We start from the raw sequence: 23,305 nt of genomic DNA on the forward strand, positions 1-23,305 counted from the left end.
CAAGGAATAGTAGTATGGCCGTAGCGAGCTATGACGGAATAAAGATCAATAACCTTTTTCATGAATACGTGGCAGGCAAGCCAATCCTTAAAGGTATCGACATCGATATCGACCAACCGGGTATCATTGCCATCATTGGCCCGTCGGGTACTGGTAAAAGTACCTTACTTCGTTGTATTAACCGTCTTAACGATCCAACCAGCGGTGAGATCCTGTTTGAAGGCGAAGACCTGACAAAACTCAATGGTCAGGCGCTACGTAAACAGCGTCGCCATATTGGTATGGTGTTTCAGGAGTACAACCTGGTGGAGCGTTTAACCGTAATCGAAAACGTATTGTGTGGCCGTCTTGGTTACATGTCTTCCTGGAACGCATGGCGTCGTAACTACTCAAAAGAAGATCTGAAAAAAGCATTCGAACTACTAGAATTTGTCGGTCTGCAGGATTTTGCTAATCAACGTGCAGACAGCCTTTCTGGTGGTCAGCGTCAGCGTGTCGGTATTGCCCGCGCTGTTATGCAAGACCCATATATCCTGCTGGCGGATGAACCAACGTCATCACTCGACCCGAAAACCGCGGTAGAGATCATGGAGCTGATGGAAACGTTCGCTAAAGAGAAACAGATCCCGGTATTGGTTAACATCCATGACGTTAATCTTGCTAAGCGTTTTGCCAACCGCATCATCGGTATGTGTAACGGCAAAGTACACTATGACGGCAGTCCTGAAGGCATCAGTGAAGAGGACCTGAAAATCATCTACGGAGGTGAGTCATGGCTGGATTAAGCACATCGACAGGCACCACCGCAGGCAAGGTTGAAAACCCGTTCAAAGCGTCGTGGGCAAGTCGTATTGGTGTGGTTGCTGTGGTTGCGTATCTGTTCTACAGCTTCTCGACACTTAACCTAACGTTTGAACGACTAGTCGTTGGTTTTGGGGAAAGTGAGCGCTTGCTAAGTCGTATGTTTCCGCCTGATTTCTCACGCTCAAACCTGCTACTTAGCGGCTTAGCTGAGAGTCTTCAAATCGCGATTATTTCGAGCTTTTTCGGCATTGTCATTTCGCTATTTCTAGGGCTGCTTGCAGCGCGTAACATGATGCCGAGCATCGTCTCTACGCCGATCCGTGGATTTATCGCTCTGTGCCGTTCTTTCCACCCAGTGATCATTGCCATTCTGTTTGTTAAGGCTGTAGGTTTTGGCGCACTGGCCGGTATTCTGACTCTGGTATTCGCATCAATTGGCTTCATCGCCAAGCTGTTTGCAGAAGCGATTGAGGAGATTTCATTTAAGCAGGTTGAAGCGATTCGTGCTACAGGTGCCAGCTTTGTCAGTGTGATCCTGTTTGCGGTTATGCCACAGGTATTTACCCGCTTTATCGGCTTTGCTAGCTATCAGTTGGACTCTAATCTGCGTAACTCAACCATGGTAGGTATCGTTGGTGCTGGTGGCCTGGGTGGTACGCTTTTCTCTGCATTCCAGCGTTTCGACTATGACTTTGTTGCCGCGATTCTAATCACCATCATCGCGCTGATTCTTGTTGGTGAGTTCTTGTCTAATGTTGTAAGGAGAATCTTCTAATGACGACCGCTTCTATTGATAGAGAATGGCAACGTTTCACGGTTAGTGAGCGTCTTGCAAGGTTCGCTGCTTACCTATGTTTTGTATCGGCTATTGTATGGTCGTGGCAGACTGTGGAAGTGATTCCGGAGTTCTTGTACGACGCGCCAGCTCAGTTTGCTGATATGTTTGGTCGTATGGTTCCGCTTGATTACGCTTTCTACCCTGAAACGATTCATGCGGCGCTGATTGAGACTCTGCATATCGCTACTTTAGGTACTTTGTTTACGTTGGTACTGGCGATTCCGCTGGCGCTGCTTAACGCTCCAAATATCACTCCGAGCAAATCACTAAACTGGATTGCTCAGTTCTTCTTAGTGTCATCTCGTTCAGTTAACTCACTGGTTTGGGCACTGTTGTTTATTGCACTGTTTGGTCCAGGTGTACTGGCTGGAATTATGGCGATTGCGGTTCGCAGTGTCGGCTTTGTTGGCAAACTGCTTGCTGAAGCGATTGCTGAAGTAAATATGGGCACCATCGAAGCATTGAAAGCGACCGGTGCGTCGTGGACAAGCATCTTGCTTAAAGGTTACTGGCCACAGGTGATGCCTGCTTTCTTCTCAATCGTGTTGTTCCGCTGGGATATCAACGTGCGTGAATCGGCGGTATTGGGTCTGGTTGGCGCTGGCGGTATCGGTGTGGTGCTAAACGATGCGCAAAACCTGTTCGAATGGCAGAAAGTATCAATGGTTCTAGTGAGCATTTTCGCTGTTGTGGTACTGGCAGAAGCACTGGTTGTTCATGTGCGTAAGAAACTGATTTAAAAAAACAACGTCAATTGGCTAGATGTTGGACAAAAAGGCAGGGAAACCTGCCTTTTTTTTCGTTCCGTCAGATGACTTCTGGTTTAGAGATATTTCTCAATTGGCAGCAACTGTAGGAAATAGGACTCAAACCTTTGCCACTTACCTGTATCCGGTTCGTGGCCAAAACTCTCTGAGCCGGAATACCACTGAACGTTGCCATTCTGTAACTCTAAGCGCCAACTGTTATCCTGATTCATCGCCTGATTAATATCGGCAGCAAGGCGCTTGGCAAGCTCTGGGTCTTCTATCACCAAGAGGGACTCGGTATTGAGATAGGTTGAGCGCAGATTGAAGTTAAACGAGCCCACTGTCGCTATTCGATTATCGAATACCGCTGACTTTGAGTGCAGACCATAGCCCGTTGTCGGAGCGCATTTGGCTGCATCTCTGGTCGATACTTCACATACTTTCGCCTCAGGTTTGAGCTCAAAAAGCTGAATCCCGTGCTCTAGCATATCCTCACGTCGTCCGGCGTAACCGGAATGATTGGTTACCAGATCGTTGGATGCCATAGAGTTAGTTAGCGCTTTAACCTCTACGCCTTGGCTGGTGAGAGTCTGCATTGACTCTAACTGGCGATCATCAAAGATTAGATAAGCAGATTCCAGCACGATTTCCTGCTCAGATTGGCCTGCAAGCTGAGCAAGGTATCTGGCGGTTGCTTTTGGCTCGCTGGTGTCACTGGCATCCTCTGGAACAGGCTGATCATAGACATAACTCGCCTTTACCCAATCCATGTTGTTCATCAGGCCGGTCAGATAACTAAGCGCAGCAGCTCGTCCCTCAGGAAGAGATGGGTAGTTGGTATATTGAGGGGCTGCAACGTCATCCAGTATCGTTAAGTCGGTTTCTGATGGCTTGCCTAATAGCTCGACAGGGTAGGACCAGCGACTGTCCCAATAAGTATTGAAGCTGGTCTGAATATCACTGACCACAGCACCCATCACCATAACGTCACGATCGCGGAAGTTGATGTCGTCAGCAAGGTCGAAATACTCGTTACCTATATTTCGACCGCCTACCACTGACAGTGCGCCATCAACGGTAAACGATTTGTTGTGCATACGGCGGTTGAGACGGGAAAAGTCACCCAGAACATTGAGCCACTTGGCCACACCTCGACGGGTAGGGATTGGGTTGAAAACACGGATCTCTATCTGCGGATGATTGTCGAGGGCAATCAGCAGTGCCTCGCGTTCATTGAGGTTGATATCATCCAGCATCACGCGAACCCGAACACCACGATCGGCTGCAGCCATCAGTCGGCTTGCCAGATACTGACCGGAAAGGTCCGAGTTCCAGATATAGTATTGAATATCGATGGTTTTTTGCGCGGTTTCAATCAGGGCTAAACGCTGACTCAGAGCCTGCCAGCCGTTATCCTGCAAGGTGACTGCGCTCATCTGCTGATCAGATTGCTCACTCCAATAGGAACGAGTCAGTTGCGACAGTTCGCTGTTGGTTGTCTGTGGGCTTGTCTGCGGAGCGTGATCTATTTGTTCTGGAAGACTTCCACAGCCAGCGAGGGCTGCGGCCAATAAGAGGCTGGTCGTTATCCTTGGCAGCACTGGCATTACTAATTCCTTGATTGAGTTGGCGATTCAACAGTTGTCATGAGTATTAACAACAGCATGCACGATGACTGGCTCATGTTCCAGAGCCAGTTATACAGGTACTTTGTTGAGAGTCTAGTCGTTAATCACTCGTTTCATGATGGATTTGTTTTCTTCAGTCAGCACTACCTTGTAGCCGTACTTTTCATATAGCTTGACGTTGTGCTCTTCGCAGCGCAGATAAAGATCCTTCACACCGCACTCTTTAGCAGTATTGTTAGCGAAGTTAATCAGCAGGGTTGAGATGCCTTTACCACGATGCTCGCTAGGCACGTAAACACCATCTAACCAGTGGTTAAAGCCCGGATACTGGGGTAACTCGCGATATTTGACCTCACCAGCACCGACAAGCTGACCATCAAGATGAACAACAAACGCGATAGGTAATTGGTCTCTTTGGGCACCGAGCAGGATCTTCTCGGTTATCTTCTCAACTGATGAGTCCGGGTTGTTGATTTCCCACTGTTCGTAATACCATTTTGCCACCTGAGGTGCGTCACCTGGGCTGTCTGCTAACAAGCTAATTTCCATATCGTCTCTTCCAATAATTATTTTAGTAAGTCGTTATTGCATCTATCTGTTTGCCATTGGGTGCTCGGGGTTTAGTTGTAGCAAATCCCACAAATTGCCGTACAAGTCTTTAAACACGGCAACGATGCCGTAATCCTGCTGTTTGGGGGCTCGGACAAATTCGATGCCAATAGACTTCATACGTTCGTAATCTCGCCAGAAGTCATCGGTATTCAAGAATAGGAACACTCGCCCGCCAGCCTGATTGCCAATAAAATCAAGCTGCTCTGGTTTCGAGGCTCGTGCTAATAGTAAAGTCACGCCGTGGGAGTTTGGCGGAGCCACAACCACCCAGCGCTTGTCCTCATGTGGCTGATAGGTATCTTCAATAAGTTCGAACTGTAACTTATTAACGTAAAAGTCGATCGCTTCATCGTAGTCTTTAACGACTAGAGCGATATGCACAATATTCTGTTTCATCTAGTGACCTTAAAGGATTCGAGGGAGTTACATGATTGCTGCTTCGATCTTGTTTCCGTCTGGGTCACGGACAAAGGCGGCGTAGTAGGTTTCGCCATACTCAGGTCTTGGCCCCGGTTTGCCTTCGCACGATGCTCCAAGTTCGATAGCGGTGGCATAGAAGTGATCAATGGCCTGTTTGCTTGGTGCATTAAAAGCGATATGAGTTCCATTGCCTGAGCCTGCTTGGCCTTCACACGGACACCCCACCCAGAACTCAAAATGATCACCATAGGCTGCTGCCGTGTTTTCGATGTAGTGGCTGCGTTTGATGTCGAGAGCCGCGAGAACGGCGTCATAAAACGATACCGCTTGAGCGACGTCTGAAACCCCCACTGAAACATGATTGATGATCATGATTAAGTCCTTTTAATTTTGATTATCCATTATGGCCTGCTAGTTAGATTAAATCATTGAGCTAAAAACAAAAAGCCCCAAAGTTGGCTGAAAGGGCTAACCTTGAGGCTGTGTGAAAACTAGTCATTAATGAGCGAGCGTGATGCTGATTTGGTAATCACAATCAGGCTTTTTTAACGAATTTAGCTGTTACCATCATTTCACCAGCGCCATCGACTTTGCAGTCCAACTGGTGATCTTTGCCTTCGACAATACGCCTGATGACCGCTTTGGTACCAATCTTCAACACCAGTGAGCTGCCTTTTACTTTCAGGTCTTTAGCTAGGGTGACTTTATCGCCTTCCGCTAACTGAGTGCCGTTCGCATCATTGACGCTGAATGTCTCTTCGACTTCGTCTGGGTTCCATTCATAAGCGCACTCTGGGCACACTAGGTGAGATTGATCTTGATAAACGTATTCAGACTGACAGTTAGGACAAGGAGGAAAAGACATAAGTGACCATTAGGGAGTTAAATTTGAGGCTTATGTTAATACCTCAGGCTGACAGGATCGAGTAGATTATTTTGGCGAATACTCTTCCGTCGAGTGCAAACGCGACTCGTTGGTGAGTTTTGCTATTGTGCTACTAAAATCGGTACTCCAATAAGATGTCGCTTGATAGCTTTGTCATCGCCTCTCGTCCAGTGGACTATTTGCTCATAGTTGCAGGAGGTTGCTGTTCGTTCTCGACCTGTTTTTGGTTTTTACCATCTTCAAGAGCTTCTTTTTCATGCATGGCTTTAATCAGTTCCTGGTCGATTCTGGCGAAGTAAATATCCTCTTCGGCTTTACCACGAAGGCGGAGTTTGTCTGTGAAATCCATCAGTTGCTACTCCTCAGTCTGAACACCTACTGAAAGTATAGGTAGGCGCATATATGTTCAGTGCTGACCACCTCTCATTTTTGTAATTAACAAAAGTATTAATTAGAGGCTAATATTAATAAAGTGCTCATACGCTGGTGGAGGTAAGCATGAATTTTCTTGTTCAATTTGACGAAGAAGGGATGTACCAGAACAACGCTTGGGATATTCCGGTACCGTATGTGAAAGGGGAAGTTCGCGCGCTTAACCCGTTACTTGCTATGGTTCTTATCGAACGAAATCAGGCGCATTTGTACACCAACCTCAAAGATAAGCGACTGCCTATATCAGAAGAGTAACGGTCGTTGATACTGGTTGACTGAGCTATTAGCACTTTTGTGCCAGTAATAGCTCAGTGAACTCGGCAAAGCCGAAGCCACCCGGCTGGGTCATGACCAGCGAAGGCTTGTGGTTTAGTTTGTCCCAGTAATGCTCAATGTTTTTCACCCCGACTGTTAGTGGCAGGGTTTCGAACATCTGTTGATCATTAAGCGAGTCACCGACATAACAACATTTGTCTAAAATATCCTGCTCTGATAAGCCATGCGCTGTTAAGTAATGGAAGGCAGCGTTTCGCTTTGAATGTTCTCCATACCACGCATTGATATGAATTGAACTAGCGGTAGCGTGTGCGCCTAACTGGTGGATCTTAGCCACGATCTCTTCAACGATCCGGCTGTCGAGTGCTTGCCTGTTCTGGCCAATATCAATGGCTACCTCACACAGTCGGTAAGCCTGATCCAGAGTCAGATCCACGCCAGGATAGTCGCTTAAAATCTGCTCCACCTGCGCTTTAAGCTCAGCTTGCTGCTCTCGCATGGTACTAAGATCAACGAAACTGGATAGTGATACGCCTTTAACGCCTTTTTTGAGCGTAAAGGCTCCATTTTCTCCCAATACTGCATCGACAGGCCAAAGTTGTGCGATATGGTCACACCATCCAGCGCAGGCGCCAGTCACTGCCACGACCTTGATTCCCTTTTGTTGAAGAGATTGCAGTGCAATGAGCGTTTCAGGAGGCAGTTTGCCTTGCCAGGTAAGTGTATCGTCGACGTCTGTCAGTACCCATTCGACTGACTTCCATTCCGTTGAAAGAGAGTTATCCATTAAAGTTCTTATTTTAGTTGAGCAATCGCACCAGTGTATCGACTCTCAACAGCGAAATCAGTGAGGTAGGCGGGGCTGACAAGAAAAAGTCGCTTAGGTTTTGATTAAGAGACTTTTCACTTTGTTGGCGTATCTACACGTCGGGCTGGTCGATGCTATCAGTACTTTGTTTTACTTTATTAACGAATGACTGTGTTGCCGGATCGCTAACTTCAGGATTCCATAACAACCCAACTGACCATTCAGCATGTGCGCCAGAGAGCGGTATAAAGCGAATTTGCGGCTGGCTAATTCTGGCAACACTGGCTGGGATAATAGTGTAACCCAACCGAGCAGATACCAGAGCCAGTAAGGTGATGATATCGTCTGCTTCTTCAACTACTGCCGGTCTTTGCTGGGCTTCCCACAAGTATGAGGTGATGTGTTTATTCATCGTTGGGTTTTTCCCTCGACTCAGCGCCAGATAGCTGTGATGGCTAAGAGAGGCCCATAAATTATCTTCGTCTATCAGCTCTTTCTCATGGATTGCGATCGCCAGCCGGTCAGAGAAGAGTGGAATCGCTGTTAACGGAGGCTCAACAGGAAGTCGGTCAAAACCTAGCTGCAAGTTCCCAAGCGTCATCTCTTCGACCAAAATGTGAGAAGGGTAGTCGTTTAGGCTGACATGCACATTAGGATGATCCTGCTTGAAGCGAGCGATGTAATTGGGGGCTTCGTGAAACGAGGAGATACCAAAGCCGATATTTAGATGCCCAGAAGTACCTTCTGCAACAAATGCCGATAATGTCTTAAACGACTCAAAGCCTTTCAAAACCCGTTTTGCTTCGGGCAGCAAAATCTTACCCATCGGGCTTAATTCAGCCCCATGTCGACCTCGATCAAATAATACAACATTGAGCTGTTCTTCGAGACGCTTGACCTTCTTAGTCAGCGCAGACTGAGTGATATAAAGGTGTTCCGAGGCGACACGGAAATTCTTGTCCTCAGCGAGCTGGCAAAAAGTGCGAAGTAAATCTATATCCATTCCGGTTTGGAATCAAAAGTTGAATTTCTTTCATTATAACTAATCGAATCGCTCTTTTATAGTCAATAGCGTGTAAGGGAACAAAGTTAGTCCGACACCTATAATTATCTGATTAATATCGAATTATAAAGGTGTGAACGACCAGAATAAGCGAGACAACTCAAGTAATTGTCGGACTTCTTTTTTTAGCGACTAGGAATGACATTGATGAATGAAACTTTGATTCAATCGCTGGGATTTGTGGCATTAGGTTTCAACCTGATGGCGGCATCAACGGTTAATGACAACCGTATGCGCGCGCTCATTTGTCTTTCATGTCTTACCTTCTCAGTACATTTCACCTTACTTGGCGCCGTTGTCGCAGGACTTAACCTGTTTGTGAATTCATTCCGCGCTCTCGTTTCTGTGAGATACAAGGGTATCAAAGTCTTTTTCGTGTTTCTGATTGCCCAGATTGTAATGAGTATCTACTTCTACTCTGAGCCGCGTGATTTGCTTCCGGCAGTTGCCTCGATAATCAGTTGTTACGCCCTATTCTGCGCGCAAGGTATGCGAATGCGAATTGCATTCCTTGTCTGCACTTTAATCTGGATGGTGAATGCGATTGTGGTTGGTTCATATGGTGGTCTGATCAATGACCTGTTTAACTCCACCATGCTGTGCATCACGATATTCAGGTTAAACAAACAACAGAAATTAAGTATTCAAACCAATTAAATCCCTACTGGGGTCAATATTAAAACTAAGACTCTTATTACTAATAACACTAACTACAAGGGTCGCATCCATTAACGTGAAAGGAAACAATATGAACAAAACACTACTGGGCCTTGCAACTGCATCACTACTTGCTGCCGGAGTTGCGAACGCGGCTGATTACAAGCTAACTGTACCTCACGTGACAACGACTGACGGATACAACCACCAATCTTTATTGGTATTCAAGAACTTCGTTGAGTCTCGTTCTAACGGTCAGATCCAAGTAGATATCTATCCATCGGGCCAGCTATGTTCAAATGCTAAAGAGTGCATGGCTGGTGTACAGGCAGGCATGTTTGACTACTTCCAGACCACCATTCCTGAGCTAGGTAACTTCTGGCAACCAGTAGGCGCATTTGACCTGCCATACCTGCTACCAAACGACCGAGTAGCGGAATGTGTCTATGATAACGAGAAGTTTATCGGCGATGTTCGAGGTGAGCTGCTTAAAAAAGCGCCGAACGTTCGTTTGATGGCGGTTTCGAACTCAGGTGGTTGGCGTAACATTGCAACAACCAGCAAACAGGTTAAGAGCCCAGAAGACGTGAAAGGTCTTAAGTTACGTACCGTTCCGGCAAAAGTTCAGCAAGAGCTTGTTAAAGAGCTTGGCGGCGCGCCAACACCGATCGCATGGCCTGAAGTATACACGGCGCTATCGACAGGTATGGTTGATGGTACTAAGAACGGTATCGTTGACATCGTGATGAACAAATTCCACGAGAGCCTGCACTTCATGATCTTGGATGGTCATGGATATATGGGCGGTGCTTGGGTGTTCAACGACAATAAATTCAAGTCGTTCCCAGATGATCTGAAACAGGTAATTGTTGACGGTATTGCTGCTCAGAACCAATACCTACGCTCTTACCCTAAACACAAAGAGTATTCAGCGTACGAAGAGTTTAAAAAAGCTGACGGTGTAGTCTACAACCCGACGGTTGCTGAGAAAGAGGCCTTTAAACTTGCGTCTGAACCAGTTAAGGCTTCATTCCTGGAGACAACCGGTGCTGATGGTAAGAAATGGCTAGAGCGTTTTGAAAGCGAAATCAAAACCTGTGAAGCACAAATTCAAGCTGAATACGATATCCAGTTTAACTAATCGAAATACATAAAAAACAGGGCGCCTTCGCCTGATGTGCGCCCAAACCAATCGCCTTGGTGTTATGACTTAATGTTGAGTAATAAAAGCTCGTTAAACATCGCTTAGCAATACACTCCTCAACACAGTTAATCGTGATTTTACCAGTAATATGACTCACATCGCCGATGTGGTTGGTGTCCCTTTGTCTAAATTTTGGAAGCCGCATTAATGAAACTTGCCCAAACCTCTACCGGTTTTACTATCAGTCATAAAAACAGAACGGTATTTGAACACTCTGAAATGAGCCCGGCGCTATATCTGGGTATCGGTCAAGGTACCTTCGATATGTATCGTGGTAACTTTGATATCTCTGATTATGTCTCTGAGCGTTTACCGCTTAAGAAGTTCTCGATTAAAGAAGAATCAGATCACATCGTGGTGACTTTTTTTGTCGATGGTGATGCGGCGTTAGAAGTGCGCCTGTTTGAAACAGAACAAACACGATTAAAAGCGGAATTTAACGCCCTTGAAGACAAATACAATCGCTTCTGGGTTCGGGTTGCTGCAACAGAGAATGAAGCCGTCTTTGGTTGTGGTGAGCAATTAAGTTACCTCAATCTGCGCGGAAAAAACTTCCCGCTGTGGAGCTCTGAGCCAGGGGTAGGTCGAAACAAAAGTACTTACACTACCTGGCAAGCGGACGTGAAAGATAAGGCAGGTGGTGACTACTACACCACTAACTACCCGCAGCCAACTTTCGTATCTGACAAGAAGTACTTCTGCCATCTACAAACAACGGCTTACGCTGATTTCGATTTTTCCCACGCTGAGTATCATGAACTTCAATGTTGGAATATCCCCGACTACCTACTGTTTGACGCCGAAGAGTCGTTCCCGGCACTAATGACCAACATCACTGATGTGTTTGGTCGTCAACCAGCTCTACCTGATTGGGTCTACAATGGTGTCATCCTTGGTATCCAGGGTGGTACAGACATTACTCTAGATAAGGTTGCTGCAGCCCGCGAAGCTGGGATTGAAGTGGCAGGTGCATGGTGTCAGGACTGGCAAGGCATCAAGATGACTTCATTTGGTAAACGTCTTCAGTGGGACTGGCAGTGGAATGCGGACCTTTACCCTGATCTAGATAGCAAGATCCACCAAATGAAGGAAGACGGTATTCGCTTCTTGGGCTATATCAACCCATACGTTCTGGAAGACTTCCCACTCTATGAAGAAGCTTTCGAAAAGGGCTATTTAGCGACAAAAGAAGATGGTTCGAAGTACGTGGTCGATTTTGGTGAGTTTTATTGTGGTGTGGTCGACTTCACTAATCCTGAGGCGTGTGAATGGTACAAAGGTGTCATTCGAGCCAACATGATTGATTTCGGTCTTGATGGCTGGATGGGCGACTTTGGTGAGTACTTGCCAACAGACTGTTCACTTAACAACGGTGTTAGCGCGGAAATTGAACACAATAAATGGCCTTACCGCTGGGCGAAAGTGCAGCACGAAGCGATAGCAGAGGCAGGTAAGACTGACGATATTCTGTTCTTTATGCGTGCTGGCGCGACGGGTATGCAAGGCTACTGTCACGCACTTTGGGCTGGTGACCAGTCGGTAATTTGGGAAAAAGATGATGGTCTGGCGTCGGTGATCCCGGCAGCACTCTCTGCAGGCTTAATGGGTAACGGCATCAGTCATAGTGACATCGGTGGCTACACGACTCTGCACGGCAATAAACGTTCGAAAGAGTTGTTCCAGCGCTGGGCGGAAATGGCTGCATTTACGCCAATTATGCGTAGCCATGAAGGTAACCGTCCTACCGATAACCATCAGTTTGATACTGATTCAGAGACAATGGCTCACCTTGCTCGTATGACTAAAATCTACAAGCACCTTAAGCCTTACATTAAAGCTGCGGTTGAAGAGAACGCTAGTAAAGGTATGCCAGTTCAGCGCCCGCTGTTTATGCATTACGAGCAGGACTCACAAGCATACCAAATTCAATACCAGTACCTGTTTGGTCGTGACCTGATGGTAGCTCCGGTATACAACCAGGGTGAAACAGTGAAAGAGCTTTATCTACCTGAAGATGAGTGGGTACACGTATGGAGTGGCGAAACCTTTACTGGAGGCTGGATCAAGGTTGATGCACCAATCGGCCAACCACCTGTGTTCTACCGCAAGCAATCACAAGATGCATTGTTGTTAGCTGAAATTAAAAACATCTAGCTAAGTCGTTAGTACAACAAGAAGCCAATATTAAAACAATAACTTAGTGCCTCCAGACATGGAGGTACTAGCCAAATTCGTTTGAACAAAATCTGGAAGAATTATGTCTGATCTAATCCTAAATAATAAAGAGTCGTTTGTTATGGACTCTATTGAGGGAACGCTCTACACCAGCACTCATGAAAACCTGACTTTCTTAGACTTCGACAACGATATCAAAGTGGTTGCCCGTAGTGACTGGAACAGAGATAAAGTTGCACTGATTTGTGGAGGTGGTTCAGGTCACGAACCAGCTCACGCGGGGTTTGTTGGCAAAGGTATGCTTACAGCAGCGGTATGCGGTGACCTGTTTGCTGCACCAAGTGTTGATGCGGTGCTAAACGCCATTCTGCATGTAACAGGCGACAAAGGTTGTCTGGTGATCATCAAAAACTATACCGGTGACCGTCTGAACTTTGGTTTGGCTGTAGAAAAAGCCAAAGAGATGGGACGCAAAGTCGATCTTATTGTGGTTGGTGATGATATCTCAATTCCGGGTAACCCACAGCCGCGCGGTATTGCTGGTACCTTGTTTGTACAGAAAGTGGCAGGCTACGTTGCAGAGCAGGGTGCATCACTAGAAGAGGTTAAGCAAGCTGCGATTGATGCGCATGAAAAAACGGCTTCAATCGGTGTGGCGCTGACCAGTTGTTCATTGCCTGGAGAAAGCAATGATCGTATTGCTCAAGGCAAAGCAGAATTGGGTTTGGGTATTCACGGCGAAGCGGGCATTGAAACCATTGATCTTCCTAAAGCGAAACAGCTTGTTTCAACGATGGTTTCAAAGCTGGTGGGTGCGAAACCTACGTCCGAGAACGCTATCTTGCTAAACAACTTAGGCGGACTTTCCCCTATTGAAATGAATATTGTGGCCAAAGAAGTGATGGAGTCTGAACTTGGTCAGCAAGCCAAATTTATTGTTAGTGGTGCTTTGATGACGGCCATTGATATGAAAGGCTTTTCGATTTCAACAATCCAGCTCAGCGAAGAGATCAGCAAAGCGCTAACGTCTGAAGTGGAAACCGCCGCTTGGCCGGGGTGCGTGGCTCGCCGTGAAGTACCGGTCACTAAGTGCGAAAACCAAATTGCTAAGAATGACTTTATTCCATCTCACGACCAAGAGACTGCTCTGGTGTTATCTAAGGTATGTCAGTCGATCATTAATATTGAAGCTGACCTCAATCATCTCGATTCGATAGTTGGTGATGGTGATACTGGCTCAACATTTGCTGCTGGTGCGCGTAAAGTACTGGCTCAACTTGACGCTCAGCAGCTCCCTCTTCAAGACAAAGCCAAGCTTATGACGGCGATTGCGGACTGCCTGACGTCGGTGATGGGCGGCTCATCGGGTGTGCTGCTTTCAATCATGTTTACTGCAGCAGGTCGTGAATTTGAACTCAATGGTTCATTGCCGAAATCATTGCAAGCAGGTTTAGCCCAGATGATGGCTTACGGTGGCGCTAAACCAGGTGACCGCACAATGATTGATGCACTTCACCCTGCTTTAGAAGCATGGATTGAAGAAGGATTCGTTGCTGCCATTGCCGCTGCAAGGAAAGGTGCGGAGTCAACCGTAGGCATGACCAGTGCGAAAGCAGGTCGCTCTTCCTATCTCAACAGCTCAAGCTTATCAGGCACTAAAGATCCGGGTGCATTCGCAGTAGAAACCGTATTCAACCAGTTTTAACCCATTCAATGGATCGCCCATGTGGCGATCCAACTCAATAACGTGAAACAGAATTAGAACAAGGAATCCAACATGGACAATATCATTATCTCTCCAAGTAAATACGTTCAAGGTGAAGGCGCTCTAGACAACATTGGTAAATATGTCTCAGTGTTTGGCAAAAAGCCGCTAGCCATAGCCGATGATTTTGTGATGGGCTTGGTTCGTGATCGCGCGGAGACTAGTATCGTAAGTGAAGGTTTAGAAGCCAGCTTCAATATCTTTGGCGGTGAGTGTTCTCGTGTGGAAATTGAGCGCTTGATCGAAGTGAGCGGTCAACAAGGTAATGACGTCATCATCGGTATCGGTGGTGGTAAAACACTCGATACAGCAAAAGCGGTCGCTTACTACACCAAAGTGCCAGTGGTTATCGTACCTACAATTGCGTCGACAGACGCACCGACTTCAGCACTGGCAGTAATTTATACCCCAGAAGGTGAATTTAGTGAGTACCTACTATTTCCATCAAACCCGAATATGGTGATTATGGATACAGGTATCATCGCAGCTGCACCCGTACGTACGCTGGTGGCAGGTATGGGTGATGCACTATCGACTTACTTTGAAGCACGTGCGAATGGCTTATCAGGTAAAGCGACAATGGCGGGCGGAGCACCAACTCGTTCAGCTCAGGCACTGGCGAAACTCTGCTACGAAACACTAATTGAAGATGGCGTAAAAGCTAAAGCAGCGGTGGAAAACGGTGTATCGACTAAAGCGGTAGAAAACATCATTGAGGCGAACACTTATCTGTCTGGCATTGGCTTTGAAAGCTCTGGCTTGGCTGCGGCACACGCGATTCATAATGGTCTGACTAAACTCGAAGAGTGCCATCACTTACTGCATGGTGAAAAAGTGGCGTTTGGTACGCTGACGCAGCTTATTCTGGAGAACGCACCACAAGCAGAAATTGAACAGGTGCTTACTTTCTGTCGCTCTGTTGGTTTGCCAACAAACCTGCATCAAATGGGTGTCAAAGAGCTCGATCATGAGAAACTGATGGAGGTTGCTCAAGCATCATGCGCAGAAGGAGAAACTATTCATAACATGCCTTTCCCTGTTAATGCACAGTCAGTGTACGCTGCGATTCTTACTGCACATAAGCTAGGCTTATAAGCGTAGAACATATCGATAGTAAAACGGCTCTCTAATGAGAGCCGTTTTTTTGTTTGAACATATCTTTAATTGGTAGTTAAGCCGTTAGGTGGTGGCCATCTCAGGTCGCTACACTTGCCGGACGAAACGTTCTGATACTGTGACGTGCCAACCGGCTATCGCGACATCCGTATCTCTCACCTCAGCCATCAAAACCAGCAGTTCGTGCTCCTGGCCAGCATAGTTGGTTCTCCTCCGGACAATACACAGTACGAGTGATACTCGAATAAAAAACGGTAGCTATTTGCTACCGTTTTAAAGTTAATCAGGTTAGTAAAATGTCTAAAAACTTACATTTTTAAATACGAGCATACAACCAATAACTAGCAGGAAGCTATGTACGATTTTATGGTAGTCGATTTTGTATTTTTGTAAGTAGTGGTAGCCAATCATACCGCCAGTTAAACCGACCGCGAAAGCAGGCAGTGCAGAAATGACATGAGAGACAACTTGCTCGGTAATTAGCCCTTCATTCCAGAAACTGATGTTGGCACCGATCATTTGCAGCATGAAAAAGAACGCTAACGTTGATTTGGTTTGATCGGCAGTCCAAGGCTGCATTGATGTGTAAGCAATCACCGGTGGACCAGACTCACCTACACTCGCACCAAGCACACCTGACGTGAAACCCGCTCCGACTGTAATTGGAACAGAAGTCTTCTTAAACAATGGTTTAGTGGAGATCATAGAGTGTAGGCTCGACATGACCAGCACAATACCCATGGTTAGAAGGATGTACTGAGAGGGCATAGTTGCTAACAGTTTTGCTCCAACAAATGATGCTGGAATTGAGCCAGCAAATAAGATCAATCCTGTCTGACGTTGAATAGAGTGTCGCATTTTCCACACAACGGGTAGCGTAACTAACCAGCCAAAGATACCTGCAATAGGTACCGCTGTTTGAGCGCCTACAATAAGAGAAAGTAAGGGGACTGACACAAGCGCGGAACCAAATCCGGTCAGGCCTTGGGTGAATCCCGCTAAGGCGATGATCATCGAAATAAATATTATCGTGGTGTCCATATATCCTGTTTTTTGAGCTGAGTGAGAGTAAGGTCACTATAGAATTATTGAAATTAATTACCATTATTTGTGTCACATTTTGTTGTTTTGTGTCCATTTGGTTTCGCTTTGTGACTGCCGTCTCAGATGCTTTTTACCCCTTTCGTATAATGAGCTCTCTAATCATCGACCTTCTTTGTTGGTCAAAATGCCAATGCCTGAATCCCCTGAGCGAGCATTGGCATTTTGATTATTTATTTTCTAATGAGGTTAGCTATGGAGAACTTCCAGGCAGAGAAACAGAGCTTGTTCGATTTAAGGGCGAGTCATCACACCGATGCGCAAGGTACCGAAGCATTCGATAAGGTTTATGGATTAGGTTATGAGGTGGGACACGCCGATTGGTCTCCTTTTCCTCGCGTAAACAGATTGCGTCAAACCTTTCTGGACAGACCGTATGATATTGACGTTGAGCGCCTACGTTTAGTCACAGAGGCGTATCAAAACAATCAAGCGATGCCGAGGATATTGCAGTGCGCTTATGCGTTTGAAAATATCTTGCTTAACAGCACGCTCTATATCTATGACGAGGATTTAATCCTTGGGGAAATTGCTGCACCAGCGAAAGCGTCACCAATCTATCCAGAGTTTTCTGTCGATTGGATTATCGACGAGATCCTGAACTCGCCATTTGAAGAGCGCCCTAACGATCAGTTTTACATTCGCAACGAGCAAGACAGAGCTGAAATTCTGGAACTTTGTCAGTACTGGAAAGGAAAAACTGCCAACGAGTTTATTACTGCCCATCTTGATGATGACCAAAAGAAAGGGTCACACATGGGGGAAAAAGTGTTCCAGACCAACAATTACCATTTCGCGGGTATTGGTCATTTTGCTATGGACTTCAAAAAGCTGATGACACTTGGCTATAACGGGGTGTTGGAACAAGCTCGCAATGCGTTTTCTCAATTGTCTAAACAAGATCCTGACTTCAGTGAAAAACGCGATTACTACAAAGCGACCATCATTTCGCTGGAAGCGGCAGTCAAATATATCACCCGCTACGCCATACTCGCGGAAGATATGGCATTTAACGAATCAGATCAAAAGCGTAAGCAAGAGCTGCAAGCGATGTCTGTTAACTGTTTCCAGATTGCGGGCGGTGTGCCGCAAACATTCTGGCAGGCAGCTCAGCTGTTTAACTTTGCTGTCACTATGACCCAGATTGAAGGTAACGGTCATTCGATTTCCTATGGTCGCATGGACCAATGGTTGCTGCCGTTTTACACCAAGGATGTGACTGAAAACGCTGTGTCTAAAGAGTTTATTCTCGAAGTACTGGAAGTTCTTTACGTTAAAATGAACAACCCGACCAAGCTCAAAGATAAAGGTACCGTTAAGGTGCGCAATGGACGTGGATTTGGTGGAGAAAGCCTGACGATTGGTGGTGTCGATCAACAAGGTAATGACGCGACTAATGACCTGACTATGCTGATGCTTGAAGCCTCGGCTCACACTCGAATGATGAACCCTTGGGTATGTCTGCGAATGCATGAAAACACACCCTATGAATTGAAGATTAAAACCATTGAGTGTGTTCGTGCTGGCTATGGTCACCCGAAATTGTTCAACGATGGCCCGGCAATTAAAGCCATGCTAGGCAAAGGGATGACGCTGGAAGAAGCTCGTGATTATGCAGTGGTGGGCTGTGTAGAGCCTACTATTCCTGGCAAAGAGCATGGTTGGCTAGACGCTGGTTATGTGAATACCGCCAAGATGATGGAAATGGTCATTAATGGTGGTCGTATCCTTTCCGGGCCAAATGCTGGTATGCAGCTTGGTCCGGATACTGGCAGTCTCGAAACTTACCAGACCTTTGATGAAGTATTGGAAAGTGTCGATAAGCAGTTTGGCTATTGGTGTGATCAGCTGTGTAGCTGCCTCAATGTTACCGATAAAATGCACCGTCTGATTAAACCAACCCCCTACATTTCAGCCTTCTTTGAAGGATGTATTGAGTCAGGGAAAGACATGACCTTCGGCGGTGTCAAATACAATGGCACAGCTCCACAGGCAGCGGGCATCGCGACTTGTGCAGACTCGCTTGCAACGATTAAGAAGCTGGTATTCGACGATCAGAAGTATACGGGCAAACAGTTACTTGATGCCGTCAAAGATAACTGGGACGGACATGAGAAGCTGTATGCCTTAGTTAACAGCGCTAAGATTCCCCATTACGGCAATGATATCGATGAAGCTGACGAGCTGTTTTCGTTCATGTTTGAGTGCTATTGCCGCCATATTAAAGGACGTCAAAATCCACGTGGTGGTAAGTTCAGCCCTGGTGTTTACACTGTTAATGCCAATGTAGGTATGGGCTTGTATACCAATGCATCTCTTGACGGACGAAAGAATGGAGAGCCAATTTCGGACAACATGGGACCTGTCCATACCGCGGGTGGTTCACATGACATCAATGGTCCAACAGCCGTCATCAACTCAGTCACAAAAGTCGATCATAGTCTGGCGACCAACGGTACTCTGCTCAACCTGCGTTTCCCTGAAGACGCAGTGTCAGGTGTAGAGGGACGCGACATATTAGTCAGTTTTGTCGATGAATACATCAACAAGCAAGGTATGCACGTCCAGTTTAATATCATGAGCTCAGAGAAGATGCGTGCGGCGCAAAAGAACCCTGAACTCTATAAAGATATGTTGGTTCGAGTAGCCGGTTATAGTGCTTACTTTGTTGAACTGGGTAAGCCCTTGCAGGATGACTTGATTTCACGCACCGAACTAAGGTTCTAACTAAACCAAGATAGTACCCAAGACTTCATTGCCGATCCTATCGATTTGGAGCTTGGGTATTGGTCTTTCTAACAAGGGATGAGGTTTACGTGTCAGACCTAGCAACTGTTCTAAATGTGCAGCGATTCACTCTCCATGACGGACCGGGTATTCGTACGGAGATTTTTCTTAAAGGGTGTCCACTTCGCTGTGACTGGTGTGGTAACCCAGAGAGCTTTAAGCGTTGGGTAGAGGTCGGGGTGTACAACAACAAATGTATCTCTACTGATCATTGTGGCTCGTGCTCAGAAGTGTGTCCCGATAATACTATGCTGCTCTATTCTGACGCAAAGCTGGCAGAGATTAATAGCCACCAGTGCACGGGCTGCCTCAACTGTGTGGAAGAGTGCCCATCGGAAGCGATCAAGCAGTGGGGGCAGTCGATGACAGTCGATGAATGTATGGAGCTAATCCTGAAGGATAAGGGCTTCTATCAACGTTCGGGAGGTGGGGTTACCGTTTCTGGCGGAGAGCCGCTGCTGCAAAGTAGTTTTGTTCTTGAGCTGTTTAAAGCATGCAAAAAAGAAGGCATTCACACCTGTCTGGAATCGAGTTTTTATGCCAACTGGAATCGTATCGAAAAGTTGATGCCCTATACGGATCTGTTCATTTCCGATATCAAACTGATGGACAGCAATGCGCACAAAACTTATACCGGTGTCGACAACCGCAAGATTCTACGTAACCTGACAGCGCTTGCGGATGCTGGCCATGATCTAATCTTAAGAATCCCGGTTATTCCAACGGTTAACGATAGCGATGAGAACATCAAAGCCAGTGCTGACTTTATCAAATCGCAACTACAAGGGCGGATTAAAGTACTGCAACTATTGAGCTTTATGCGTTTAGGTGAAGAGAAGTACCAGTCTCTCGGACTTGATTACAAAATGAAAGATCTTAAGTTTGAGCGACACGCATTTCAGCAACGCGTCAGTCAAATCGCCGACTACTTTAATCAACGCGGAATATACTGCTGTGTAGGAACAAAACAACAACAAGCAGCTTAAAGTCGCGTCAGTAATTAAGAAGAAACATATAAGGGGTAACCAGGTGAAATTAAAGGTAGAAGATTGGGGTGAGGTAGAAGGGCAGGCGTTGCCTGTTAAGCTTTTCACGTTAGAAAACAGCCAAGGCATAACGCTACAAGTCACTAACTACGGGTGTATTGTTACCTCGTTAGCAGTTCCTGATCGGAAAGGTGACTGCGCCGATGTGGTACTGGGTTATGAAAGCCTAGAAAGATACCTGGCAGGGCACCCATTTTTTGGTGCGGTAGCGGGTCGCTTTGCTAACCGAATTGGTGCTGGTCGGTATACATTAGACGGTAGTCAGTTTCAGCTAGAAACCAATGAGTTACCTACAGGGCAACACCTGCACGGCGGTAGTAAAGGGTTCGATAAATATGTCTGGAATTTTGCGATTGAAGAGCAGCAAGAATATATCTACCTGCACTTTAGCCGTGTATCGCCTGATGGCGAGTCAGGATATGGCGGTACGCTCAATGTGACCCATACCATAGGTCTGGACGAAAATGATCAGGTCCATTACAACTTTAAGGCCACGACAGACAAACCAACGGTCGTGAACTTATGTAATCATAGTTACTACAATCTAGCTGGTCATGATTTAGGTACTGTCGACGGTCATGACCTGAAACTATTTGCTCAGTTCTACACCCCGGTAGATGAACACTCAATACCAACAGGCGAAATTCGCAGTGTTGCAGGTACAGGTCTCGACTTTACCCAAACGACCCGCATTGGCGATAACAAGCACATGATGCCGCAAGGTGGTTTCGACCACAACATGGTACTTGATGGCTCTGAAACTGAAGGGGAATATCACTATGCAGCAGAGCTTTATGAGCCAAATAGTGGCCGTCTGATGACGGTGTTGACCACGCAGCCAGGTGTGCAGTTTTACAATGGATTCAAATTGTCGAATAAACACTGGGTCGGCAGACATGGTGAACGTTATGAATCATGTTACGGAATGTGTTTAGAGACGCAGCATTTTCCTGATAGTCCAAATAAAGCCCACTTTCCTTCAACGCGATTAAATCCGGGCGAAGTGTATCAAGAGAAAACGATCCACCGCTTTACGATAAAGTAATCACTGGCGTGTCTAAAAGCTTTGCTGATCGAAAGAGAGCGGAGCTTTTTTTGTTTGCTAAATAACTGCAGTAAAACTAAAACGGCTCCTTAAGGAGCCGTTTAAATAGATTATGCGGATATTACTTACGAGCAAATCACCAATTCTGTTTCACCTTGCTTTGCTGCCGCTTCGATTGAAGGGCTCGGCTTAGTGTCGGTGAAGAAATAGGTCACATCTTTAATGTTCGCTAAGGTAATCGAGCCTTTGGGAATGAACTTGCTCGAGTCCATAGCGACTAAAACATGGCGCGCCGATTTCATTACCGTTTGGGTGATCATGGTTTCATTCAGATCATACTCAAGTAAGGTGCCATCAACATCCACGGATGCGGCACTGGTAATCAGATAATCAAAGCGGAAGTTAGAGATGAAATCCATCGCTTCTGTTCCAACAATACCGCCATTGAAGGCTTTCACCTTTCCACTAGGGATCAATACATCTATAGACTTATTGGTATGCAAAACGCTTGCTACACGAAGGCTATTAGTAATGACCTGTAAATTGTTTTTCTTGGCTAGATGACTCGCTATGACTTCTGCGGTTGTCCCGATAGTGATGAACACTGTCGAGTTATCAGGAATCAAATCGGCAATCGCTTTGCCTATCGCATGCTTTTGCTCTGTGTCTGAAACCTGACGCACTTCATAATCAAGGTTAGTTTTGGTTGCTGGTGAGCTTGCGCCACCATGGTGACGAATCACTAAACGATCATTGCTGAGCTTCTTTATATCGCGGCGAATCGTCTGTGTAGAAACGTCTAGCATTTCTGCCAGCTCCTCTACACTGTAATAACCTTTGTCATTAACTAGCTGAATTAACTTATCTTGTCTGGGATTAGTCACGTCAGTCCTTCGTTTTGTTTATTTTTGTAGTTTTTGATCCACTTCTATTCTAGTCGGGATTCCTTCTCGACCGCCTTTCTTAGTACATTTTAGCGCTGCAACTGTGTTAGAGAAAACAATCGACTCGCGACTTTGTTTCGATTCTGCGACCGCGACCGCTAAAGCACCATGGAAAACATCGCCAGCACCCGTTGTATCAACGACGTCTACCTTGATTACTGGCTCGTGACAGAGTTCGTCACCTTCGAGCCAGTAACAACCTTTAGAGCCTACAGTAACATAAACTTTGCCATCTGTTTGTTTTTTAGCGATTTTCAACCCTTCTACAGGATCGCTACAGCCAGTGAACTTCTCTAGTCCTGGCTCTGAAAATGCCACGTGATCAGCCAATTTTACCAGCTCATCAATTGGATCTGGTGCGATGTCTGCATCTAATACTGTCGGAATATTATGTCGTTTTGCCTGCTCTAAAGCGTACTTGGCACCTTCTGGCCAGCGAACGTCGGTAAGAACAGTTTCATACTGTGAAAAGTCGATACTCTCAAGTTGCTTAGGGTCACGACTTAATGACTTATCTTGGTAATTAATGATCATTCGCTCACCTTCGTCGTCAACCAACACTGCTGAAAAGGCTGAGGATGCTCCTTTGATATGTACCGCTTTGTCTACATTAACACCATAGCTTGCGAGTTCAGTCAGCATGGTGTCAGCGACGCCATCTTGACCAACGCGGCCAATGAAGTCGACCCTGTGACCTAGTCGAGACACGGCGACAGCTGCTGTTGCCGCTGGGCCCCCGCCAACTTCATAGTAATCCTTCGCTACGTATTTACCACCTGTTGTTGGCAGATTCTCTACACGTTGGATTCGGTCTAAAACGGTAATTCCTACACATGCAATTGTCATAGTTGTTCTCTTTATCTCTACGTTATTGGGCTGCTGAGTAGCGAGCTAATAGTGTCAGTATATCCAAATTTGTACATTTGGCTGGGACAACAATCACAAAACA

At 46.2% G+C, this 23,305-nt stretch carries 23 protein-coding genes; 12 read left to right on the plus strand and 11 right to left on the minus strand.

The genetic code is table 11. From position 1 onward, the window contains the following. Nucleotides 1-14 precede the first annotated feature (14 nt). From phnC to phnE (RH46_RS14570), 3 genes are read left to right on the plus strand one after another with little or no spacing between them, the layout of a single operon-like run. On the plus strand, nucleotides 15-785 hold the full coding sequence (phnC, locus tag RH46_RS14560; protein WP_006880262.1) for a phosphonate ABC transporter ATP-binding protein: 771 nt from the start codon (nucleotides 15-17) through the stop codon (nucleotides 783-785). Further along, on the plus strand, nucleotides 773-1,579 hold the full coding sequence (gene phnE / locus RH46_RS14565) for a phosphonate ABC transporter, permease protein PhnE (protein WP_006880263.1): 807 nt from the start codon (nucleotides 773-775) through the stop codon (nucleotides 1,577-1,579). Before phnC ends, phnE (RH46_RS14565) begins: the two co-directional genes overlap by 13 nt. After that, nucleotides 1,579-2,382 (plus strand): phosphonate ABC transporter, permease protein PhnE, encoded by an 804-nt coding sequence (phnE, locus tag RH46_RS14570; protein WP_006880264.1) that lies wholly within the window; start codon nucleotides 1,579-1,581, stop codon nucleotides 2,380-2,382. The genes phnE (RH46_RS14565) and phnE (RH46_RS14570) overlap by 1 nt, the downstream gene beginning before the upstream one ends. Before the next feature lie 83 nt (nucleotides 2,383-2,465). Here the strand turns inward: phnE (RH46_RS14570) and RH46_RS14575 are convergent, their stop codons facing one another. From RH46_RS14575 to RH46_RS22370, 6 genes are all read right to left on the minus strand, one after another. After that, nucleotides 2,466-3,998, minus strand: a complete 1,533-nt coding sequence (locus RH46_RS14575) for a phospholipase D family protein (RefSeq protein ID WP_006880265.1) — start codon at nucleotides 3,996-3,998, stop codon at nucleotides 2,466-2,468. 114 nt (nucleotides 3,999-4,112) lie between these two features. Then, nucleotides 4,113-4,568, minus strand: a complete 456-nt coding sequence (locus RH46_RS14580; RefSeq protein ID WP_006880266.1) for a GNAT family N-acetyltransferase — start codon at nucleotides 4,566-4,568, stop codon at nucleotides 4,113-4,115. A 42-nt stretch (nucleotides 4,569-4,610) separates the two neighbouring features. Then, complete coding sequence (locus RH46_RS14585; RefSeq protein WP_006880267.1) at nucleotides 4,611-5,027, minus strand: VOC family protein; 417 nt, start codon at nucleotides 5,025-5,027, stop codon at nucleotides 4,611-4,613. Nucleotides 5,028-5,054: 27 nt separating this feature from the next. Then, nucleotides 5,055-5,423, minus strand: a complete 369-nt coding sequence (locus tag RH46_RS14590) for a VOC family protein (protein WP_006880268.1) — start codon at nucleotides 5,421-5,423, stop codon at nucleotides 5,055-5,057. Between the two features lie 163 nt (nucleotides 5,424-5,586). Further along, nucleotides 5,587-5,916: a zinc ribbon domain-containing protein YjdM gene (locus RH46_RS14595; protein ID WP_006880269.1), complete on the minus strand. Its 330-nt coding sequence runs from the start codon at nucleotides 5,914-5,916 to the stop codon at nucleotides 5,587-5,589. A gap of 196 nt (nucleotides 5,917-6,112) precedes the next feature. After that, on the minus strand, nucleotides 6,113-6,286 hold the full coding sequence (locus RH46_RS22370) for a hypothetical protein (RefSeq protein WP_006880270.1): 174 nt from the start codon (nucleotides 6,284-6,286) through the stop codon (nucleotides 6,113-6,115). A 149-nt stretch (nucleotides 6,287-6,435) separates the two neighbouring features. Here RH46_RS22370 and RH46_RS14600 point away from each other — a divergent pair, with 149 nt between their 5' ends. Continuing rightward, nucleotides 6,436-6,624, plus strand: coding sequence for a hypothetical protein (locus RH46_RS14600; RefSeq protein WP_006880271.1), 189 nt, complete (start codon nucleotides 6,436-6,438; stop codon nucleotides 6,622-6,624). A gap of 28 nt (nucleotides 6,625-6,652) precedes the next feature. On the opposite strand, the gene RH46_RS14605 is transcribed toward RH46_RS14600, so the two are convergent. Both RH46_RS14605 and RH46_RS14610 read right to left on the minus strand, forming a co-directional pair. Further along, nucleotides 6,653-7,432: an HAD-IIB family hydrolase gene (locus RH46_RS14605; protein ID WP_006880272.1), complete on the minus strand. Its 780-nt coding sequence runs from the start codon at nucleotides 7,430-7,432 to the stop codon at nucleotides 6,653-6,655. A 133-nt stretch (nucleotides 7,433-7,565) separates the two neighbouring features. After that, on the minus strand, nucleotides 7,566-8,456 hold the full coding sequence (locus tag RH46_RS14610; protein WP_006880273.1) for a LysR family transcriptional regulator: 891 nt from the start codon (nucleotides 8,454-8,456) through the stop codon (nucleotides 7,566-7,568). A gap of 207 nt (nucleotides 8,457-8,663) precedes the next feature. Between RH46_RS14610 and RH46_RS14615 the strand changes: the two genes are divergently transcribed. The 5 genes from RH46_RS14615 to RH46_RS14635 all read left to right on the plus strand — a co-directional run bounded on the left by RH46_RS14615 (nucleotide 8,664) and on the right by RH46_RS14635 (nucleotide 15,412). Then, the gene (locus RH46_RS14615) at nucleotides 8,664-9,173 is read left to right on the plus strand and encodes a YgjV family protein (RefSeq protein ID WP_006880274.1); all 510 of its coding nucleotides are present in this window, start codon (nucleotides 8,664-8,666) and stop codon (nucleotides 9,171-9,173) included. A gap of 91 nt (nucleotides 9,174-9,264) precedes the next feature. Continuing rightward, nucleotides 9,265-10,314 carry a TRAP transporter substrate-binding protein gene (locus RH46_RS14620; RefSeq protein ID WP_006880275.1) on the plus strand — a complete coding sequence of 350 codons (1,050 nt, stop codon included), beginning with the start codon at nucleotides 9,265-9,267 and terminating at the stop codon, nucleotides 10,312-10,314. A 210-nt stretch (nucleotides 10,315-10,524) separates the two neighbouring features. Further along, a complete protein-coding gene (locus tag RH46_RS14625; RefSeq protein WP_006880276.1) occupies nucleotides 10,525-12,531 on the plus strand; it encodes an alpha-glucosidase in 2,007 nt (668 codons plus the stop codon). A gap of 103 nt (nucleotides 12,532-12,634) precedes the next feature. Continuing rightward, a complete protein-coding gene (locus RH46_RS14630; protein ID WP_006880277.1) occupies nucleotides 12,635-14,257 on the plus strand; it encodes a dihydroxyacetone kinase subunit DhaK in 1,623 nt (540 codons plus the stop codon). A 72-nt stretch (nucleotides 14,258-14,329) separates the two neighbouring features. Further along, nucleotides 14,330-15,412: a glycerol dehydrogenase gene (locus RH46_RS14635; RefSeq protein ID WP_006880278.1), complete on the plus strand. Its 1,083-nt coding sequence runs from the start codon at nucleotides 14,330-14,332 to the stop codon at nucleotides 15,410-15,412. 321 nt (nucleotides 15,413-15,733) lie between these two features. Here the strand turns inward: RH46_RS14635 and RH46_RS14640 are convergent, their stop codons facing one another. Further along, nucleotides 15,734-16,474: a sulfite exporter TauE/SafE family protein gene (locus tag RH46_RS14640; RefSeq protein ID WP_006880279.1), complete on the minus strand. Its 741-nt coding sequence runs from the start codon at nucleotides 16,472-16,474 to the stop codon at nucleotides 15,734-15,736. A 255-nt stretch (nucleotides 16,475-16,729) separates the two neighbouring features. On the opposite strand from RH46_RS14640, the gene hpfG reads away from it, so the two are divergent. The 3 genes from hpfG to RH46_RS14655 all read left to right on the plus strand — a co-directional run bounded on the left by hpfG (nucleotide 16,730) and on the right by RH46_RS14655 (nucleotide 21,412). Further along, nucleotides 16,730-19,261 (plus strand): (2S)-3-sulfopropanediol dehydratase, encoded by a 2,532-nt coding sequence (hpfG, locus tag RH46_RS14645; RefSeq protein ID WP_006880280.1) that lies wholly within the window; start codon nucleotides 16,730-16,732, stop codon nucleotides 19,259-19,261. 89 nt (nucleotides 19,262-19,350) lie between these two features. Continuing rightward, nucleotides 19,351-20,307, plus strand: a complete 957-nt coding sequence (hpfH, locus tag RH46_RS14650) for a (2S)-3-sulfopropanediol dehydratase activating enzyme (RefSeq protein WP_006880281.1) — start codon at nucleotides 19,351-19,353, stop codon at nucleotides 20,305-20,307. A 43-nt stretch (nucleotides 20,308-20,350) separates the two neighbouring features. Then, nucleotides 20,351-21,412: an aldose epimerase family protein gene (locus tag RH46_RS14655; RefSeq protein WP_006880282.1), complete on the plus strand. Its 1,062-nt coding sequence runs from the start codon at nucleotides 20,351-20,353 to the stop codon at nucleotides 21,410-21,412. Between the two features lie 125 nt (nucleotides 21,413-21,537). Here RH46_RS14655 and RH46_RS14660 read toward each other — a convergent pair whose 3' ends face one another. Both RH46_RS14660 and RH46_RS14665 read right to left on the minus strand, forming a co-directional pair. Beyond that, nucleotides 21,538-22,296 carry a DeoR/GlpR family DNA-binding transcription regulator gene (locus tag RH46_RS14660; RefSeq protein WP_006880283.1) on the minus strand — a complete coding sequence of 253 codons (759 nt, stop codon included), beginning with the start codon at nucleotides 22,294-22,296 and terminating at the stop codon, nucleotides 21,538-21,540. 18 nt (nucleotides 22,297-22,314) lie between these two features. Further along, nucleotides 22,315-23,202 (minus strand): sugar kinase, encoded by an 888-nt coding sequence (locus RH46_RS14665; protein WP_006880284.1) that lies wholly within the window; start codon nucleotides 23,200-23,202, stop codon nucleotides 22,315-22,317. Nucleotides 23,203-23,305 lie beyond the last annotated feature (103 nt).

It is taken from the genome of Vibrio brasiliensis LMG 20546 (assembly GCF_000189255.1).
GTDB classification, from domain to species: Bacteria; Pseudomonadota; Gammaproteobacteria; order Enterobacterales; family Vibrionaceae; genus Vibrio; species Vibrio brasiliensis.

Excerpts from the sequence above, each read along its gene's own strand:
- RH46_RS14625 (WP_006880276.1), top strand. The coding sequence starts at position 10,525 with ATGAAACTTGCCCAAACCTCTACCGGTTTTACTATCAGTCATAAAAAC.
- RH46_RS14615 (WP_006880274.1), top strand. The coding sequence starts at position 8,664 with ATGAATGAAACTTTGATTCAATCGCTGGGATTTGTGGCATTAGGTTTC.
- RH46_RS22370 (WP_006880270.1), bottom strand. The coding sequence starts at position 6,286 with ATGGATTTCACAGACAAACTCCGCCTTCGTGGTAAAGCCGAAGAGGAT.
- RH46_RS14620 (WP_006880275.1), top strand. The coding sequence starts at position 9,265 with ATGAACAAAACACTACTGGGCCTTGCAACTGCATCACTACTTGCTGCC.
- RH46_RS14595 (WP_006880269.1), bottom strand. The coding sequence starts at position 5,916 with ATGTCTTTTCCTCCTTGTCCTAACTGTCAGTCTGAATACGTTTATCAA.
- RH46_RS14590 (WP_006880268.1), bottom strand. The coding sequence starts at position 5,423 with ATGATCATCAATCATGTTTCAGTGGGGGTTTCAGACGTCGCTCAAGCG.
- RH46_RS14630 (WP_006880277.1), top strand. The coding sequence starts at position 12,635 with ATGTCTGATCTAATCCTAAATAATAAAGAGTCGTTTGTTATGGACTCT.
- RH46_RS14605 (WP_006880272.1), bottom strand. The coding sequence starts at position 7,432 with ATGGATAACTCTCTTTCAACGGAATGGAAGTCAGTCGAATGGGTACTG.
- phnC (WP_006880262.1), top strand. The coding sequence starts at position 15 with ATGGCCGTAGCGAGCTATGACGGAATAAAGATCAATAACCTTTTTCAT.
- RH46_RS14640 (WP_006880279.1), bottom strand. The coding sequence starts at position 16,474 with ATGGACACCACGATAATATTTATTTCGATGATCATCGCCTTAGCGGGA.
- hpfG (WP_006880280.1), top strand. The coding sequence starts at position 16,730 with ATGGAGAACTTCCAGGCAGAGAAACAGAGCTTGTTCGATTTAAGGGCG.
- RH46_RS14610 (WP_006880273.1), bottom strand. The coding sequence starts at position 8,456 with ATGGATATAGATTTACTTCGCACTTTTTGCCAGCTCGCTGAGGACAAG.
- RH46_RS14575 (WP_006880265.1), bottom strand. The coding sequence starts at position 3,998 with ATGCCAGTGCTGCCAAGGATAACGACCAGCCTCTTATTGGCCGCAGCC.
- phnE (WP_006880264.1), top strand. The coding sequence starts at position 1,579 with ATGACGACCGCTTCTATTGATAGAGAATGGCAACGTTTCACGGTTAGT.
- RH46_RS14665 (WP_006880284.1), bottom strand. The coding sequence starts at position 23,202 with ATGACAATTGCATGTGTAGGAATTACCGTTTTAGACCGAATCCAACGT.
- phnE (WP_006880263.1), top strand. The coding sequence starts at position 773 with ATGGCTGGATTAAGCACATCGACAGGCACCACCGCAGGCAAGGTTGAA.
- RH46_RS14580 (WP_006880266.1), bottom strand. The coding sequence starts at position 4,568 with ATGGAAATTAGCTTGTTAGCAGACAGCCCAGGTGACGCACCTCAGGTG.
- RH46_RS14600 (WP_006880271.1), top strand. The coding sequence starts at position 6,436 with ATGAATTTTCTTGTTCAATTTGACGAAGAAGGGATGTACCAGAACAAC.
- RH46_RS14635 (WP_006880278.1), top strand. The coding sequence starts at position 14,330 with ATGGACAATATCATTATCTCTCCAAGTAAATACGTTCAAGGTGAAGGC.
- RH46_RS14585 (WP_006880267.1), bottom strand. The coding sequence starts at position 5,027 with ATGAAACAGAATATTGTGCATATCGCTCTAGTCGTTAAAGACTACGAT.